The organism is Streptomyces polyasparticus (assembly GCF_014493765.1).
Taxonomy (GTDB): domain Bacteria; phylum Actinomycetota; class Actinomycetes; order Streptomycetales; family Streptomycetaceae; genus Streptomyces; species Streptomyces polyasparticus.
In genome coordinates this window covers 64,385-80,387 of record NZ_JACTVJ010000003.1, presented here as the reverse complement: position 1 = coordinate 80,387, position 16,003 = coordinate 64,385, and the positions used below count along the sequence as shown (strand labels likewise).

Below are 16,003 nucleotides of genomic sequence, written 5' to 3'. Positions count from 1 at the left end.
TGTCCTGGTTCGTCCCTACGGTTCGTGTGACCGATCGGCCGCAGCTCTCGTTCCCCCTTATGGGGTACGGGACTTAGCGGCCTATCACCCCGGCCGCAGACGACAGAACCGAGGTGTAAGCCATGGTGGCCCCGCCGGACAACAACGTGCTCTGGGCCCGCGCCCTGCACTTCTCGCACAATGGCTCGCCCGCCCTCACCGGTGTGTCCGTGGAGGTGCGCGACGGCGAGATCCTCGCCGTCGGCGGTCCGCGCGGCAGCGGCAAGACCACCTTGCTGCAGTGCCTGTCCGGGCAGCTGCTTCCGCAGCAGGGCGAGGTCTGGTTCAACTCGGCGCCGGTGCACACCATGGGACCCGTGCTGCGCGAACGGCTGCGCCGCGACCGCTTCGGCTGGATCGACCCCGAGCCGGTGCTCGTCCCCGAACTGACCGCGTGGGAGAACGTCGCGCTGCCGCTGATGCTGCGCGGCGTGCCCAACCGCCCCGCGCGCAAGGCCGCTTCGGAGTGGCTGGAGCGGCTCGACATCGGGGCCTGCGGCCGCAAGCGCCCCGGCGCCCTGCTCCAGTCCGAGCGGCAGCGCATCGTGATCGCCCGCGCCCTGGTCACCGAGCCGACGGTGCTCTTCGCCGACGAGCCCACCGCGCCGCTGCACCGCGCCGACCGCGCCCAGGTCCTTCGTACGCTCACCACGGCGGCGCGCTCGCACGGGATCACGGTCGTGCTGGCCACGCATGACGCCGAGGTGGCCGATCTCGCCGACCGCACGGTGCAGCTGCTCGACGGCCGCAGGGTCAACTCGCTGCGCATGCCCGGGCCTTCGTCCGGTCTCTTCGAGGCCCCGGCGGACCCCTCCTCGGAAGGGACGGCGTGCTCGCTCTCCGTCTAGCCCGCGGCGCCCACCCCGTCGTCCTGCTCCGCAGGCTCGCGGTCGCGGCCGCCGCCGGGGGGACGGGCTTTCTGCTCCTGTGCACGATGGGCTACGCGCTCGGCCACCCCGACGCGGGCCGCGCCTCCGTGCTCCGCCTCCTGTGGTGTCTGCCGCCGCTCGCCGCGACCGTCCAGCTCGCGGTGGCCGTCGCCCGCACCGACCCCGGCACCCGCCCACACCAGGGCCTGTCCGCGGTGGGCCTCGGCCCCAACCGCCTGATGCTCCTGGCCGCGGTGAACACCCTGGTCTCCTGCACGCTCGGCTCGATGCTCGCGCTGCTGTTCTTCCTGCATCTGCGGGGAGACCTCACCGGCCTTCCGATGGACGGCGACGCGGCCGAACTCCTCGGCGCGGGCCAGTCGTTGCCGCTCGCCGCGGTGCTCACCCTGCTCGCCCTGGTGCCGCTCGGCGCCTCGGTCGCCGCCGCCGTCGTGCTGCGCCCGCGCCGGCTGCGCCCCGGCGACGAACGCGACCCCGCGCACCCCGAACCGCCCCAGCCCACCCCGAACGGCCTGCCCTGGGGCGTGGCCCTGATGGCGGTCGGCCTCTCCGTCGAGCTGTACGCGGCCGGCGCCGAGGGCAGCGCCCTCGCGCTCCCGGGGCGCCTGGTGTCCACGCCGGCCGGGGTGCTCGCCGGCTGGGCCGTCACGGCCCTCGGCCTCGCGTTCGCGGGCCCCGGCCTCACCTCTCTCAGTGGCCGCATGCTCCAGGCCTGGCGGCCGGGCGCCGCGCGGCTGCTCGCCGGCCGTGTGCTCCAGGACGAGGCGGTACGGATCGGCCGGCCGCTCGGCGTGGTGTGCGCGGTGGTCTCCGGCGCCATCGCCGCCTTCTCGCTGTACGCGGGCCCGGCGACGTCCTTCGGCCCGCTGACCACACTGGGCGGGGCCCTCGTGGCGGGCTGCACCCTGCTCGCGCTCCTGACGGCGGCCGTCGAGGCCCGGCAGGCACGGGCGCACACCACGGCGGCGCTCCTTCGCCTCGGCGCCCCCGTCTCGCTCCTGCGCGGTGCGGTCGTGCTCAGAATGGTGGCGCTTCTCGCCGTCTTCGGACCGCTGACCTGCGGAGTTGCGCTTCTCGCTGCGGCCCCGATGACCAGCTGAAAAGATTCTTCCCGGGGACCGATGAGTTCTCGTGCGGCCCCTCGTCTAACCCCACGTAACGAATATCGACGATCCAGGAGCGGACGACATGGCTGACAACGCGTACCAGCAGATGGTCTTCATCAACCTCGCCACCAAGAACATCGACGCGGCGAAGAAGTTCTACTCGGAGCTCGGCTACACGATCAACGCGCAGTTCAGCGATGAGAACACCGCCTCCGTCGTGATCAGCGACAGCATTGTGATCATGCTGCTCTCGGAGGCGAAGTTCAACGAGTTCGCCTCGAAGCCGATCTCCGACTCGGCGGTGGCCAACGAGGCGCTGATCTGTCTGAGCGCCGAGAGCCGCGCCGCGGTCGACGAGCTCTGCGACCGTGCCCTCGCGGCCGGCGGCTCGCACGCCAAGGACCCGCAGGACTTCGGTCAGATGTACGGCCGCTCCTTCCAGGACCCCGACGGCCACCACTTCGAGGTCATGTGGATGGACCCGGCCATGGTCCAGGGCTGATCCTGAAGCATGACCAATGTGGCGAACACCCCGACCGGTCTCACCCAGGGAACCCGTACCCCTGGCGGCATCGGGGAGTCGACGCTCCGGCCCGACGGCACACTCAAGACCACCGGGGCGTTCGCCTTCGCCTCGGACCTGTGGCACGAGGACATGCTGTGGGGCCACACCCTGCGGGCCCCGCACGCCCATGCCCGCATCACCCGCCTGGACATCGGTCCGGCCCTTCAAGTGGCCGGTGTCCAGGCGGTTCTCACATACGAGGACCTGGCGCACGCGAAGACATACGGCCTGGAGATCGCCGACCAGCCGGTGCTCTGCGACGGCCGGGTCCGCTTCCACGGGGAGCCGGTCGCGCTGGTCGCGGCCGATCACCCGGAGACCGCTCGCCGTGCCGCCGAACGGATCGTCGTCGACTACGAGGTGCTGCCCGCCGTCACCGACGAGGCCACCGCGACCGCGCCCGACGCCCCCGTCCTGCATCCGGGCCGCACCGACGCGCACGTCCGGCACGTACCGCATCCGAACGTCGTCCACCGCCAGCCCGTCGTGCGCGGCGATCTGGCGGCGGCCCGTGCCCGTGCCGAGGTGATCGTGGCCGAGGACTACGAAGTCGGCATGCAGGACCAGGCGTTCCTCGGCCCGGAGTCGGGGCTCGCGGTGCCGGCCGAGGACGGCGGTATCGATCTCTATGTCTCCACGCAGTGGCTGCATGTCGACCGCAAGCAGATCGCGCCGGTACTCGGGCTGCCCGAGGAGAAGGTGCGCCTGACGCTCTCCGGTGTGGGCGGTGCCTTCGGCGGCCGCGAGGATCTGTCGATGCAGGCGCACGCGGCGCTGCTCGCGCAGCGCACGGGCCGCCCGGTGAAGATGGTCTACAACCGCTACGAGTCCTTCTTCGGCCATGTCCACCGCCATCCCGCCCGGCTGCACTACGAGCACGGGGCCACGCGGGACGGGAAGTTGACGCATGTGGCGGCCCGGATCGTGCTCGACGGAGGCGCCTACGCCTCCTCGACCCCGGCCGTGGTCGGCAACGCGGCCTCGCTGGCCCTCGGCCCGTACGAGTGCGACACCGTCGCCGTCGAGGCGCTCGGGCTCTACACCAACAACCCGCCCTGCGGGGCGATGCGCGGCTTCGGTGCGGTGCAGGCCTGTTTCGCGTACGAGTCCCAGATGGACCGGCTCGCCGCCGAACTCGGCCTGGATCCGGTGGAGTTCCGGCAGCGCAACGCCATGGCGCAGGGATCGGTGATGCCGACGGGACAGCTGGTGGACTCCCCCGCTCCGGTGGCCGAACTGCTGCGGCGGGTGCAGGAACTGCCGCTGCCTGAAGCGACTCAGTGGGCGGCGGCGGGCACGGCGGCCGACCTGCGCGAGTTGCCCGGCGGCCTGTCCAACACCACGCACGGCGAAGGCGTCGTACGAGGGGTGGGCTACGCGGTCGGCATCAAGAACGTCGGCTTCTCGGAGGGCTTCGACGACTACTCCACCGCACGCGTACGCCTCGAAGCGGTCGCCGGGGAGGCCGTCGCGACCGTGCACACCGCGATGGCCGAGGTCGGCCAGGGCGGTGTGACGGTGCACGCGCAGATCGTCCGTACGGAACTGGGTGTCTCCCAGGTGACCCTGCGCCCGGCCGACACCTCGGCGGGCAACGCGGGCTCGACCTCGGCGTCCCGGCAGACGTATGTGACCGGGGGCGCGATCAAGCACACGTGTGAGGCGGTGCGTTCGGCCGTACTGAGGTTGGCACAACGGAAGTTCGACTGGCCGGTCGAAGGGCTCGCACTGGCGGGCGGCAAGGTGGTCGGGCCGGACGGCGAGGCACTGGCGGACCTCGCCGACGTACTGGAAGGGGAGGTGGTCGACCTGGAACTGGAGTGGCGCCACCGCCCCACCGAGCCCTTCGACCCTCGTACGGGCCAGGGCCAGGGACACGTCCAGTACTCCTTCGCCGCGCACCGCGCGGTGGTCGAGGTGGATGGGGAACTGGGCCTGGTGAAGGTGGTCGAGCTGGCCTGCGCCCAGGACGTCGGCAAGGCACTGAACCCCCAGGCGGTCCTCGGCCAGATCCAGGGCGGCTCGACACAGGGACTCGGGCTCGCGGTGATGGAGGAGATCGTTGTCGACCCGGCCACCTCCCTGGTCCGCAACCCGTCCTTCACGGACTACTTGATCCCGACGATCCTGGACACCCCACCCATGCCGGTGGACATCCTCGAACTCGCCGACCCCCACGCCCCCTACGGCCTCCGCGGCGCGGGCGAGGCCCCGACGCTGTCGTCGACCCCGGCAATCGTCTCGGCGATCAGGGAGGCGACGGGCAGGCCGCTGCGCAGGGTCCCGGTACGCCCGGAACACATCATCGGCCACTGAGGCAACTTCAGCCCCTGCGGCGCTTGAGCAGATCCGAACGAAGTTCGGATGCCGGAGTCCGGGACGAGGCCCCGGTTTCGGAAAGGGGCGGGGCGGGGAGAAAAGCCCGCCGCAGGCGCCCCCACCCACCCAGCAGCAGAGGCGTGGCAAGCAACAGCACCCCCGCCACACCAAGCGCCGATCGCGCACCGATCAGGGAGGCCAACACCCCCCACGCAGCCACCAGCACCGCCGTCGCCCCCTTCGCAGCCACCGACCACGCCGACAGAACCCGTGTGACATGCGACGCCGGCAACTCCGCCAGCCGCCGCGTCGCCAGCACGGGACTGAACACCGCCGCACAGGTGATCAGCCCGAACTCGACGACCATGACGAGCACGAGCCCACTCGTACCGGAGTGGACGAACACGAGCCCGACCGGCCAGCACACCCGCAGCACACCGAACACCCGCAGCACCCACCCCTCCCCGTACCGGGGAACAAGCCGACGCGCGAGCCGCGACCCGAGCAGCCCGCCGAGACACGGCACGGCGAAGGCGAGCCCGTACTGCCAGGGCGCGAACCCGAGCGGCCCGAGCATCAGCACCGCGAGGAGCGGAGCGCCGGTCATGATCAGGGCGTTGACCAGCACGGCGTTGAGGAAGAGCGGACGCAGCGTCGGATGGGCCCACAGGAAACGGAAGCCGTCCCCGAGCCGCGCCCGTTCCTTGGCCGCCGCGTGTGCGGGCGGCTCCTCGTCCCGGCCGATGGCCCGGATCCCCACCGCGGACAGCAGAAAACTCACCGCGTTGGCGGCCACGGTCAGCACGGGCCCGAACATCCCCACCGCAGCCCCGCCCAGCGGCGGTCCGACCAGGGTCGCGGTCCACATGGTCGACTCGAACCGCCCGTTGGCGACGAGCAAGTCCTCCTTGCGCACAAGGGACTTCAGGGTGGCACCACTGGCCGCGGTGAAGGCGATGTCCGCGGCCCCCACCACCACGGACACGACGAAGAGCTGGGCGAGCGACAGGACATCGAGCGCATACGCGAGGGGAACGGTCAGCAGCGCCGCACACCGCACCGCGTCCATCCCGACCATCACCAGCCGCTTCCGCCGGAACTCCATCCACGGTCCGAGCGGCACCGCCACCAGGGCGGCGACCGCGGGCCCCACGGCGGCCAGCGCGGAGACCCCGGCGGGCCCGCTGTGCAGCACGAGCACGGCGATCAACGCAAAGGCGTCGAAGGCGAGCCAGGTCCCGAAGATGCTGACGGTGTAGGAGGCCCAGAGCCAGTGGAACTCCCGGCCGAGTGCGGCTCGGCTCACGCCCACACCACGCGGACCACCGCGTGCCCTGCCGCAGCCGCCCGGCCGTAGAACTTCAGCAGGCTCCGGTGCTCCTCCCGGTACAGGCTCCTGGCCGGCTCCTCCCCGTCGAAACGGCTGCCCAGCTCGGCTCCGGCCGCATTCCACAGCTCGTCGAAGGAGACCTTCGACAGGAAGTCGGCGGCTGCCGAGACGCCGGGCGGTTCCAGGAGCCCCATGGGCGGGTCGGAAGGGTCGGCACCAGCGGCGTGCGGCACGGCACGGCCGCCGTAGACCGGCAGCTGCCAGGGGCTCTCGCCATCCGGCCCCGCAGCGAATGCGGCACTCGCGGGGAGTCCCGCGGCCCAGGCGTAGAAGCGGTTGACGGAGTCGAAGGCCGTATCGATCGAGGTGGCAACCCCTGCCTCGTACTCCTCAGGGAGCCTGTCCCAGGCGTCCGACATGAACTCCGCGAGCCAGCTGTGATCATCCTGGATCTCGGGCATCGCGACGGCACGCAGGTGCATATGGACACTCACCGCGACACTCCAGGATCGGCAGCCCGCCGATCGGGCCGAACGCATCGAACCTAATCGACGGGACTGACAACGAGGCCCGCGGCCGTCACCACTCCGCGATCAGCGGCTCCCCCGCCTCGTGCCGGCGCCAGGCCTCGGTGAGGCGGACGAGGCGGGCGGGCGAGGCGATGCCGCGCAAGGCGACGATGCGGTCGTCGGCAAGGTCGAAGGTGACGGCACCGACCACCTGGTCGCCGGGGACGATCAGGATCGCGGGGGCGCCGTTGACGAGCGCGTAATGGAGGGCGGATGTGCCGCCGACGAACTGCTGCTTCGCGGGCGTGGACTTGAAGCCGGCCCGCGCGAGGGATGCGATGCGTTCCGGGGTGTCGAACAGCAGCAGCTTCTTGGCCAGGCCCGCGCCGTCGGAGATCGCCGTGGCGTCGTCGGTGAGCAGCGCCACGAGCCGGTCGGTGCGGCCCGAGGTGGCGGCCGCGAGGAACTCCTCGACGATTCTGCGCGCCGTGGCGGGGTCCACCTCGTCCCGGCGGCGTTCGGCGGTGACGCGGCTCCTGGCCCGGTGCAGATGCTGCTGGCTGGCGGACTGCGTGATGCCGAGGATCTCGGCGATCTCCGCATGGCTGTGCGAGAACGCCTCCCGCAGCACGTACACGGCCCGTTCGACCGGCGACAGACGCTCCATCAGCATGAGCACGGCGAGCGACACCGATTCGCGCTGCTCGAACGTGTCGGCCGGGCCGAGCATCGGGTCGCCGTCGAGGAGCGGTTCCGGCAGCCAGGCGCCGGCGGTGCGTTCGCGCCGGGCCTGGGCCGAGCGGAGCCGGTCGAGGCAGAGGTTGGTGACGACCTTGGTGAGCCAGGCCTCGGGCACCTTGATCAGCTGCCGGTCCGCGGCCTGCCACTGCAGGAAGGCATCCTGTACGGCGTCCTCCGCGTCTGCGGCGGAGCCGAGCAGACGGTACGCCAACGAGGCCAGCCGGCTCCGGCCGGCCTCGAAACGACGGGTGTCGAAGCGATCGGTGGTGGTGCTGTCCACGAGGCTCACCCTAGGCGGCGGTCTTCTCGGGCGCGGCGCCCTCGGCGATCTTCTCGGGCGCGGCCCCCTCGACGATCTCCGTCGGGGTCACCACCGTGGCCTCGGTGGCCGCCTCCACCAACCGCCGCTTGCGCTTCGGCAGTCCGAACGTCGGGTTCTCGGTGGCCCACAGCGACATCCATACGATGCCCGCCTTGACCCGTGCCGCCTTGCGGCCGCCCAGGTATTTCGGCTTGGCCCGCCCCTCGCCGTCGACCATCTGCAGGATCGCGTCCACGCGGCCGAGGCTGATGTGGTTGCCCAGGTAGGTCAGCTTGGTGTGCGGGATCGCGCGGCCGGTCAGCTTGCCGACGATCGCGTCGGTGGCCTGCCGTCCCGAGTAGCCGGCCGAGGCGCAGGACATCGGCAGCGGCAGTCCGTTGTCGCCGATGGCATACGCGGCGTCGCCCGCGGCGTACACGTCCGGGTGCGAGCGCGAGCGCATCTCGGCGTCGACGACGATCCGGCCGTCGTCGGTGACCTCCAACCCTGCTTCGGCGGCAAGAGAGTTGACGGCGAACCCCGCCGTCCACACCGTGGCGTCGGAGGCCACGGAAGTGCCGTCGGCGCACCGCACTCCCGTCGCCTCCACCGCCTCGACCCGGGTGTGCTCCAAGACCGTGATGCCGAGCCGCTCGCAGGCCCGGCGCAGGTGCTCCTGAGCCCCGGCCGACAGGGCGGCGCCCAGCGCGCCACGGGCGATCAGCGCCACGGAGAGGCCGGGCCGTGACTCGGCGATCTCGGTGGCTGTCTCGATTCCGGTGAGACCGTCCCCCACGACGAGCACGCGCCCGCCCGCGCCCAGACCGTCGAGTCGCTCGCGCAGCCGCAGCGCCGAGGGCCGTCCCGCGACGTCGAAGGCGTGCTCGGCCACACCGGGGACGCCGTGATCGGCGGCGCGGCTGCCGAGCGCGTAGAACAGGGTGTCGTACGAGATCTCCTCGGCGCCCTCCGCCGAGGACACCGAAGACGACGAGGACGCCGGGGTCAGGCGCACCACTCGGCGCCCGGGGTCGACAGCGGCCACCCGGGCCACACGCACCCGTACCCCCGTACCGGCGAACACGTCGGTGAGCTGCGGCGCCTCGATGTCACGGCCCGCCGCGAGCTGGTGCAGCCGCAGTCGCTGGACGAAGTCCGGCTCGGCGTTGACCACGGTGATCTCGGTGTCCGCGGGGGACAGCCGGCGGGCCAGGGTGCCGGCCGCGTACGCCCCGGCATAGCCGGCGCCGAGGACGACGATGCGGTGCTTCATGGGTGCTCTCCCGTCGGTTGGCCTGCTCTGTACTGGTTGAGCGGGACAGCCCTCCGATTCCTGACAGGTCTCGGATGTGACCTGGGCCACAGGCCGCGCGGACCGCGTCACGGACACGGACCTGCCCCTGTCGGCCCCCGCCCGTAAGCTGGCGGACGTGCCCGACCACCACACACCCACACCGCCCACGACCGACCGCGAGATCGAGACCCTCGAGGAGTTCGACGCGGTCCTGGCCCGTGGCTCGCTCGCCCACCACCGCATCCAGGCCGTGGACCTGACGCAGCGCACCTTCGCGCTGCTCACCGCCGACACCGAGGGCGCCGTGTTCCTCGGCTGTCCGATGGAGCCGGACGCGGCGGCCAAGGTGCGGGCGGCAGGCGCGTTGGTGTTCCCGCCGGTGCCGGGCCTGCCCTTCGATCCGTACCGGGGTCATCTGTACACGCCCGAGGACCTGTTCGAGGGCCTGGCCTCCTCGTACGAGGCGACGCCCGACGCGCGGGCGTACCAGTGGTTCCAGGAGACCAAGGCCGACGGTGACGTCTTCGCGTCGATGCTGCGCGCGGTGCACGACGACTCGATCTCGGACGCCCTGGACGAACTGCTCGTCGGCGCCCGGGTCGTGGGCGTCATGGGCGGCCATGCGATGGCCCGCGGTACCGAGGAGTACGCGGGCGCAGCCCGCCTGGGCCGGACGCTCGCCCGTGCCGGTTTCACGGTCGCCACCGGCGGCGGACCCGGCGCGATGGAGGCGGCGAACCTCGGCGCGTACGCGAGCGCGCATCAGGACGCGATGCTCGACGAGGCGCTCGAACTCCTCGCCAAGGCCCCCTCGTTCACCCCCTCGATCACCGACTGGGCGCAGGCCGCCTTCGCGGTGCGCGAGCGCTGGCCGGCCGGTGGCACGTCGGTCGGCATCCCGACCTGGTTCTACGGGCACGAGCCGCCGAACGCGTTCGCCGCCCACATCGCGAAGTACTTCGCCAACGCCACCCGCGAGGACGGCCTGCTGGCGCGCTCCAACGCGGGCGTGATCTTCCTGCCCGGCGCGGCCGGCACCGTCCAGGAGATCTTCGACAACGCGACGCCCAACTACTACGAGTCGCGCGGCGAACCGACCCCGATGGTCCTGGTCGGGCGCTCCCACTGGACCGAGAAGCTGCCGGCCTGGCCGCTCCTTCAGGCCCTGGCGCGGGAGCGCGCGATGGAGCCGCGTATCGCGCTCGTCGACTCGGTCGAGGAGGCCGCCGAAGCGCTGCGCCACCTGGCCAACAGCGCACCGCAGCGCCGGGATTGACCGGCTTGCGCCACCTGCGCGGGAGCAGCGGGTCAAGCCGCGGTCAAGACTGAACCCCGGCTTCCTCCCCCGCATTGACGCTGTGTCACGGGCACTTGTAAACGTTTGGGGACCATGGGGCCCGCGTGGCGGAGCCATGGACTCCCCCACGTATGCCCGCACTTGACCCCCACAAAGGACGACCGTGTCCGTATCCCCCCGTATATCCGCACGCGCCGCACGCCTGGCCGGTGCCGCGGCCGCTTCGTCGGACGGGCGGTGCGGAGCAGCTCGTCGGCACCCGGGAACATCAAGCCGCACCTGAACACGCCGGACAAGGGCTGCAGGACCGAGAAGCCGACCCCGAGTCCTTCGGCTCCGGCCGAGACGGCCACGCCGACCCCGTCGGCTCCCGAGCCGACGGAGCCCTCGACGCCTTCCGAGCCGTCGACGCCTTCGGAGCCGCCCACCGCCGAGCCCTCCCCGGCCGGTGACTCCAACCTGGCGGAGACGGGCTCCAGCACCAACACCGGCCTGATCGCCGGTATCGCCGCGGCCCTGGTCGTGGCGGGCGGCGCCGTGGTCTTCGCGCTGCGCAAGCGGGGTTCGTCCGACAACTGACCGGCTGACCTTGCTCCGACCCGCGCCGAGCCGGCCGTACGGGGGGGGGAAAGCTACGACCCCCCGTACGACCGGCTCGTGCCGTTGCCGGGCGGACGGCCACTGAGCGGTCTGCTACTGAGCGGTCGGCGTCCAGTCGCCCAGCCAGTCACCGATCTCCTGACCGGTGGCCTGGGCGTCGGTCAGCTGCGGCCGGTCCGCGCTCGCCGCACCGGCGCCGGGACCGCTGTTCCTGTACTCGGCGAACCGGTCCTCCTTCCAGGAGAACCCGCCCATGTCCGTCCACGGCGCGGTCCGGATCGCGGCGCTGAGCGTGGAGTTGCGGACCGTGGTCTGCGGGTCGACGGTGGTGTCGCCGCCCGGGTGCCAGTTGCGGCCGAGGTGGAAGGTCCGGTCGGTCACATCGCCGGTGATGCTGGAGTTGACGATGAGGATGCCCTTGCGGTTCGCCTCGGTGCTGGGCGCGGTGACGTAGCCCGCGGACTGGCCGTTCCAGCGCTTCTTGAGCTGGATCACGGACTTGTCGAGCACGGCGGTGCCGCGTCCGAAGACGAAGTCGACGTTGCCGACGACGTACGAGTTCCTGACGTAGACCCGGCCCAGCTTGCCCTTGGCCGCGGTCTCCATCTCCAGGGTGTCCTGGTCGCCGCTCACGATCAGGCTGTCGAGGTAGACCTTGTCGGCCATGGTCAGCAGCGCGACCGCCTGGTGCGAGGCGATGTGCTGGTTGGCACCCTCGTCGAAGTCGTTGGTGACGCTGAGGTTGCGCAGCTGGGTGTCGTCGGCCTTGATGCTGACCGTGGCACTGCCGGGCGTCCCGTACGTGGAACCGTCCGGCTTGGTCATCCCGGCCGCGTGCCCCTCGACGATCACCGTGTCCTTGCGGCTCGACCCGGTGCCGACGATCGTCACGTGCGGCTTGTCCGCGGGTACGGTCACGGTCTCGCGGTACGTGCCGGGCGCGACCTTGATGACCACGCGTGCGGGGTTGTTCGCGGGGACGGCGTTCACCGCGGCCTGGACGGTCTTGAACTGGGCGCCGCTCTTGGCGACGGTCAGCGTGGTGGCGGCCTTCGTGCCCGCGGAGGGGGTTGCGGTCGCGGTCACGGTGGTCCCGATCGAACTCCTGGGCCCCGCCCCGGCCTTGAGCAGCTCCGGCACCTTGGCGGCCGCGTCCAGGGTGTACCTGTAGAACGTCTTCGGGTCGAAGGCCGTGCCCCCGCTCTCGTTGCGCCCGCTCGTCCCCGAGAAGACGCTGCCGCGCTGGACCAGGGACGCGGTGGCGTCCTTGGTGACGGGGTTGTTGACGCCCTGGAAGTAGCTGTTCTCCAGGACCATCCTGGTCCTGCCGCGCGAGTAGTTCCCGTACGAGGACGTGATGGTGGTGCCGGGGTCGTCCTGCAGGTAGTTGTTGTACAGGTGCGCGTGCGCGGCGTTGTCCGTCGAAGGGTTGCGCTGCTCGGTCTCGCGGATCCAGTTGTGGTGGATCGTGATGTCGGTGACGACGTTCTCGGTCCAGCCGATGCCGAACGTCTTGTTGTTGTTGCCGAGCTTGTTCCACGAGACGGTGATGTTCGTGGAGTCCTTGCGGACGTCGATCAGACCGTCGGCCATGTGCCGCAGATCGTTGTGGTCGATCCACACGTGGTGGGCGCCGTCCATCTGGATCGCGTCGAAGTCGTGGTCCTTGTCGTTCCAGACGCCCTGGTAGGAGTCGCGGATCGTCAGGTTCCTGATGATGACGTTGTGCACGCCCTGGCCGAGGAAGAAGCCGCCGCCGACGATGTGGCCGGAGGTGCCCGCGCCCACGATCGTCTTGTCGGAGGCGACCTTGATCTCCTTGCCCACCGGGTCCATCTTGATCGCCGCGGCGACGACGATGACATACGGCTCGGCCGCGGTCGCGTACTTCTCGAGGTCGGCGAGGGTCCGCACCGTGACGATCTTGCCGCCGCGGCCGCCGTAAGTACCGTTCTGCCCCTTCGAGTTGACGGACGCGAAGCCGTCGGCGGCGTCGTCGGCCCAGGCCGGCGCGGCGGAGGCGGCGGACGCCTTGTCGGCGCTGTCCAGGCCGAAGAGCCCGCCGCCGTAGGCGAGGGCGCCCGCGGCGGCGACCGCGAGGGGGGCACCTGCCGCGAGTACGGTTCTGCGCCTGCGGTGCCGGGCCTTGCTGCGGTGGTCACTCATACGCGCTTGCACTCCGTGAGATGTGGGGGCCCCCGTGCCGGGCGGCACGGTCCGCCCTGTGGTTGCCGCCGGGGCCGGGAAAGGTTGCCCCGCCTTCGGCAGCCCACCGAAGACGGCGACCGCCCCTCGCGCGTCAGCCCGCAGCGCGTCAACCCACAGCGCGTCAGCCCGCAGCGCGTCAGCCCAGCACCACGATCTCCCCGGCCTCGAAGGCCACCCCGACCTCGCTCCCCGGCTCGGGCGCGTCCCGCAGCGCACAGGCCGCTTCGAGCCGGGGCGCGTCCGCGGGCTTGAGATGCAGCGCCACATGCGTGCCACGGAAGGTGCGCGCGGCAACAGTACAGGTCAACTGGGCTTCCGCAGCCGGGACCAGACGTACACCCGCAGGCCGGACGAGCAGTTCACAGGGCCCGGACGGTGTACCGGCGGGCACCGGGACCTTGCCCCATACCGTGTCGGCGGCCTCGCCGGAGACCGTGGCCTCGACCACGTTGTCGAAGCCGAGGAAGCGCGCCACGAAGGCATCCGCGGGCCGCTGCCACACATCGAGCGGCGCCCCGGACTGCGCGATCCGCCCGTCGCGCATCACCACGACCCGGTCGGCGAGCGCGAAGGCCTCGCCCTGGTCGTGGGTGACGGCGAGCACGGTCGTGCCCAACTCGCCGAACAGCTCGCGGAGTTCCACCACGAGCCGCTCCCTGAGCGAGCGGTCGAGCTGCCCCAGCGGCTCGTCCAGCATCAGCAGGCGCGGCCGGGGCGCCAGCGCGCGGGCCAGCGCCACGCGCTGCTGTTCGCCACCGGACAGCAAGCCGACCGCGCGCCGCGCCGCGCCGGGCAGCCCGACGAGTTCGAGCAACTCGGCCACGCGGGCGGCCTGTTCGGCCTTGGACGCGCCGTGCATGCGCAGCCCGAAGGCCACGTTCCCGCCCACGTCCCGCTGCGGGAACAGCTGGTGGTCCTGGAACATCAGGCCCACACCCCGCTTGTGCGCGGGCACCCCGCGCTGGTCGCGCCCGCCGAGCAGCACACGCCCCGAGTCGAGGCCCTGCAGCCCGGCCACCACCCGCAGCAGCGTGGACTTGCCGCTGCCGCTGGGCCCGAGCACACAGACGATCTCGTGCTCGGCGACCTCCAGGTCCACGGCATCGAGGGCGGCGTGCCCGTCGAAGCGCACGGAGGCCTGTTCCAAACCAAGCAGGGACTCATCGTGCAGGGTCATCAGAACTCCCCGGTCCTGTCCGTACGGATCCGCTCGAGAAGCAGCAGCGAGACGGCGCACACCAGCATCAGAAGGGTCGAAAGGGCCATCGCCTGCCCGTAGTTGAGCTCACCGGCCCGCCCGAGCAGCGTGGCCACGGCCACCGGCAGCGTCGGATTGTCGGGCCGCGCGATGAACACGGTCGCCCCGAACTCACCGAGCGATACGGCGAAGGCGAACCCGGCCGCGATCAGGAGCGCCCTGCGCACCATGGGCAGATCGACCTCGCGCCAGACCCGCCACGGCGAGGCCCCGAGCACCGCCGCGGCCTCGCGAAGGCGCCCGTCCACCGCCCGCAGGACGGGCAGCATCGTCCGTACGACGAAAGGCACCCCGACCAGCGCCTGCGCCAGCGGCACGAGGATCCAGGACGCCCGCAGGTCAAGGGGAGGCTTGTCCAGGGTGATCAGGAACCCGAAGCCGACCGTCACCGCCGAGACCCCGAGCGGCAGCATGAGCAGCGCGTCGAAGCCCCGTACGAAACGACCCGCTCGCCGGGTGAGCGCCACGGCCGCGAGCCCGCCGATCACCACGGCGATGGCGGTGGCGACGAGGGCGTACTCAAGGGAGTTCCACACGGCGTCGATCGGCGGTACGAGGAAGGCCCCGCCCTCCGCTGAGGTCAGCGCACGGAAGTAGCCGAGACCGAAGCCCTCGGCGGTGGCGAAGGAGCGCTGCACGAGCACCCCGAGCGGCAGCACGATAAGGAGCGCGACCGTGCCCAACACCCCGGCGAGCAGCGCCCATTGACCTGCTCCCCGCGGCTTGCGGGAGGTGCGCGCCGGATCGACCAGCCTGAGCGTGGCCTCACGGCGCCGCACGGTCCAGGCGTGCACGGCGAGGATCCCGCAGACCGCCACGAACTGCACCATGGTCAGGACCGCGGCCGTGTCCAGGGCGAGCAGCTGCGCGGTCTGCCGGTAGATCTCGACCTCCAGGGTCGAGAAGGCGGGCCCGCCGAGGATCAGGACCACCCCGAACGAGCTGAAGGTGAACAGGAACACCATCAGCGCGGCCGCCGCCACCGCGGGCCCGAGCGCCGGCAGCGTCACCGTGCGCCAGGCGGCGAACCGCGAGGCGCCCAGCATCCGGGCGGCCTCCTCCTGGCGCGGGTCGAGCTGCGACCACAGGCCGCCGACGGTCCGTACGACCACGGCGTAGTTGAAGAAGACATGCGCGAGCAGAATCGCCCACACCGTGGTGTCGAGCCGTACGCCCCAGGCCTCGTCGAGCAGCCCGCCACGCCCGAGCAGCGCAAGGAAGGCCGACCCGGCCACGACGGTGGGCAGCACGAACGGCACGGTGACGACGGCCCGCAGCACCTGCTTCCCGGGGAAGTCGAAGCGTGCGAAGACATACGCGCCCGGCAGCGCGATCAGGAGGGTGAGCGCGGTCGAGGCGAGCGCCTGCCAGGTGGTGAACCACAGGACGTGCTGGATCCCCGGATCGGTCAGCACTTCGCCGAACCGGCCGAACTGCCAGGTCCCGTCGGTCTTGAGCCCCCGGCCGACGATCGCGGCGACCGGGTAGGCGAAGAACAGCGCGAAGAACGCGACCGGCACGGCCATCAGACCGAACCGGATCGCGC

The 16,003-nt window shown here is 71.6% G+C and carries 13 protein-coding genes; 6 read left to right on the top strand and 7 right to left on the bottom strand.

What is annotated here, in order from left to right:
- Positions 1–122: 122 nt before the first annotated feature.
- From H9Y04_RS03820 to H9Y04_RS03805, 4 genes are all read left to right on the top strand, one after another.
- On the top strand, positions 123–887 hold the full coding sequence (locus tag H9Y04_RS03820; RefSeq protein ID WP_187812209.1) for an ABC transporter ATP-binding protein: 765 nt from the start codon (positions 123–125) through the stop codon (positions 885–887).
- Entirely contained in the window at positions 869–2,029 is a 1,161-nt protein-coding gene (locus H9Y04_RS03815; protein ID WP_187812208.1) for a hypothetical protein, read from the top strand. Before H9Y04_RS03820 ends, H9Y04_RS03815 begins: the two co-directional genes overlap by 19 nt.
- An 88-nt stretch (positions 2,030–2,117) precedes the next feature.
- On the top strand, positions 2,118–2,537 hold the full coding sequence (locus H9Y04_RS03810; protein WP_187812207.1) for a VOC family protein: 420 nt from the start codon (positions 2,118–2,120) through the stop codon (positions 2,535–2,537).
- A 9-nt stretch (positions 2,538–2,546) separates the two neighbouring features.
- Positions 2,547–4,916, top strand: coding sequence for a xanthine dehydrogenase family protein molybdopterin-binding subunit (locus H9Y04_RS03805; RefSeq protein ID WP_187812206.1), 2,370 nt, complete (start codon positions 2,547–2,549; stop codon positions 4,914–4,916).
- Positions 4,917–4,923: 7 nt separating this feature from the next.
- Here H9Y04_RS03805 and H9Y04_RS03800 read toward each other — a convergent pair whose 3' ends face one another.
- From H9Y04_RS03800 to H9Y04_RS03785, 4 genes are all read right to left on the bottom strand, one after another.
- Positions 4,924–6,231 carry an MFS transporter gene (locus H9Y04_RS03800; protein ID WP_187812205.1) on the bottom strand — a complete coding sequence of 436 codons (1,308 nt, stop codon included), beginning with the start codon at positions 6,229–6,231 and terminating at the stop codon, positions 4,924–4,926.
- Positions 6,222–6,743, bottom strand: a complete 522-nt coding sequence (locus H9Y04_RS46525; protein ID WP_187812204.1) for a DUF1877 family protein — start codon at positions 6,741–6,743, stop codon at positions 6,222–6,224. Before H9Y04_RS46525 ends, H9Y04_RS03800 begins: the two co-directional genes overlap by 10 nt.
- A gap of 85 nt (positions 6,744–6,828) precedes the next feature.
- Positions 6,829–7,779 carry a sigma-70 family RNA polymerase sigma factor gene (locus H9Y04_RS03790; RefSeq protein ID WP_187812203.1) on the bottom strand — a complete coding sequence of 317 codons (951 nt, stop codon included), beginning with the start codon at positions 7,777–7,779 and terminating at the stop codon, positions 6,829–6,831.
- Between the two features lie 10 nt (positions 7,780–7,789).
- Positions 7,790–9,073, bottom strand: a complete 1,284-nt coding sequence (locus tag H9Y04_RS03785; protein WP_187812202.1) for an NAD(P)/FAD-dependent oxidoreductase — start codon at positions 9,071–9,073, stop codon at positions 7,790–7,792.
- Positions 9,074–9,230: 157 nt separating this feature from the next.
- On the opposite strand from H9Y04_RS03785, the gene H9Y04_RS03780 reads away from it, so the two are divergent.
- Complete coding sequence (locus tag H9Y04_RS03780; protein WP_187812296.1) at positions 9,231–10,370, top strand: LOG family protein; 1,140 nt, start codon at positions 9,231–9,233, stop codon at positions 10,368–10,370.
- 258 nt (positions 10,371–10,628) lie between these two features.
- Positions 10,629–10,970 carry an LAETG motif-containing sortase-dependent surface protein gene (locus H9Y04_RS03775; protein ID WP_308800854.1) on the top strand — a complete coding sequence of 114 codons (342 nt, stop codon included), beginning with the start codon at positions 10,629–10,631 and terminating at the stop codon, positions 10,968–10,970.
- Positions 10,971–11,084: 114 nt separating this feature from the next.
- On the opposite strand, the gene H9Y04_RS03770 is transcribed toward H9Y04_RS03775, so the two are convergent.
- From H9Y04_RS03770 to H9Y04_RS03760, 3 genes are all read right to left on the bottom strand, one after another.
- Complete coding sequence (locus H9Y04_RS03770; RefSeq protein WP_187812200.1) at positions 11,085–13,157, bottom strand: pectinesterase family protein; 2,073 nt, start codon at positions 13,155–13,157, stop codon at positions 11,085–11,087.
- Between the two features lie 178 nt (positions 13,158–13,335).
- Positions 13,336–14,376, bottom strand: coding sequence for an ABC transporter ATP-binding protein (locus tag H9Y04_RS03765; protein ID WP_187812199.1), 1,041 nt, complete (start codon positions 14,374–14,376; stop codon positions 13,336–13,338).
- Positions 14,376–15,983, bottom strand: coding sequence for an ABC transporter permease (locus H9Y04_RS03760; RefSeq protein ID WP_214660849.1), 1,608 nt, complete (start codon positions 15,981–15,983; stop codon positions 14,376–14,378). The genes H9Y04_RS03765 and H9Y04_RS03760 overlap by 1 nt, the downstream gene beginning before the upstream one ends.
- Positions 15,984–16,003: the final 20 nt, after the last annotated feature.

What these genes read in the sequence shown, in the direction of transcription:
- H9Y04_RS03820 (WP_187812209.1), top strand. Translation starts at nt 123, where the DNA reads ATGGTGGCCCCGCCGGACAACAACGTGCTCTGGGCCCGCGCCCTGCAC.
- H9Y04_RS03810 (WP_187812207.1), top strand. Translation starts at nt 2,118, where the DNA reads ATGGCTGACAACGCGTACCAGCAGATGGTCTTCATCAACCTCGCCACC.
- H9Y04_RS03805 (WP_187812206.1), top strand. Translation starts at nt 2,547, where the DNA reads ATGACCAATGTGGCGAACACCCCGACCGGTCTCACCCAGGGAACCCGT.
- H9Y04_RS03785 (WP_187812202.1), bottom strand. Translation starts at nt 9,073, where the DNA reads ATGAAGCACCGCATCGTCGTCCTCGGCGCCGGCTATGCCGGGGCGTAC.
- H9Y04_RS03770 (WP_187812200.1), bottom strand. Translation starts at nt 13,157, where the DNA reads ATGAGTGACCACCGCAGCAAGGCCCGGCACCGCAGGCGCAGAACCGTA.
- H9Y04_RS03765 (WP_187812199.1), bottom strand. Translation starts at nt 14,376, where the DNA reads ATGACCCTGCACGATGAGTCCCTGCTTGGTTTGGAACAGGCCTCCGTG.
- H9Y04_RS03760 (WP_214660849.1), bottom strand. Translation starts at nt 15,983, where the DNA reads ATGGCCGTGCCGGTCGCGTTCTTCGCGCTGTTCTTCGCCTACCCGGTC.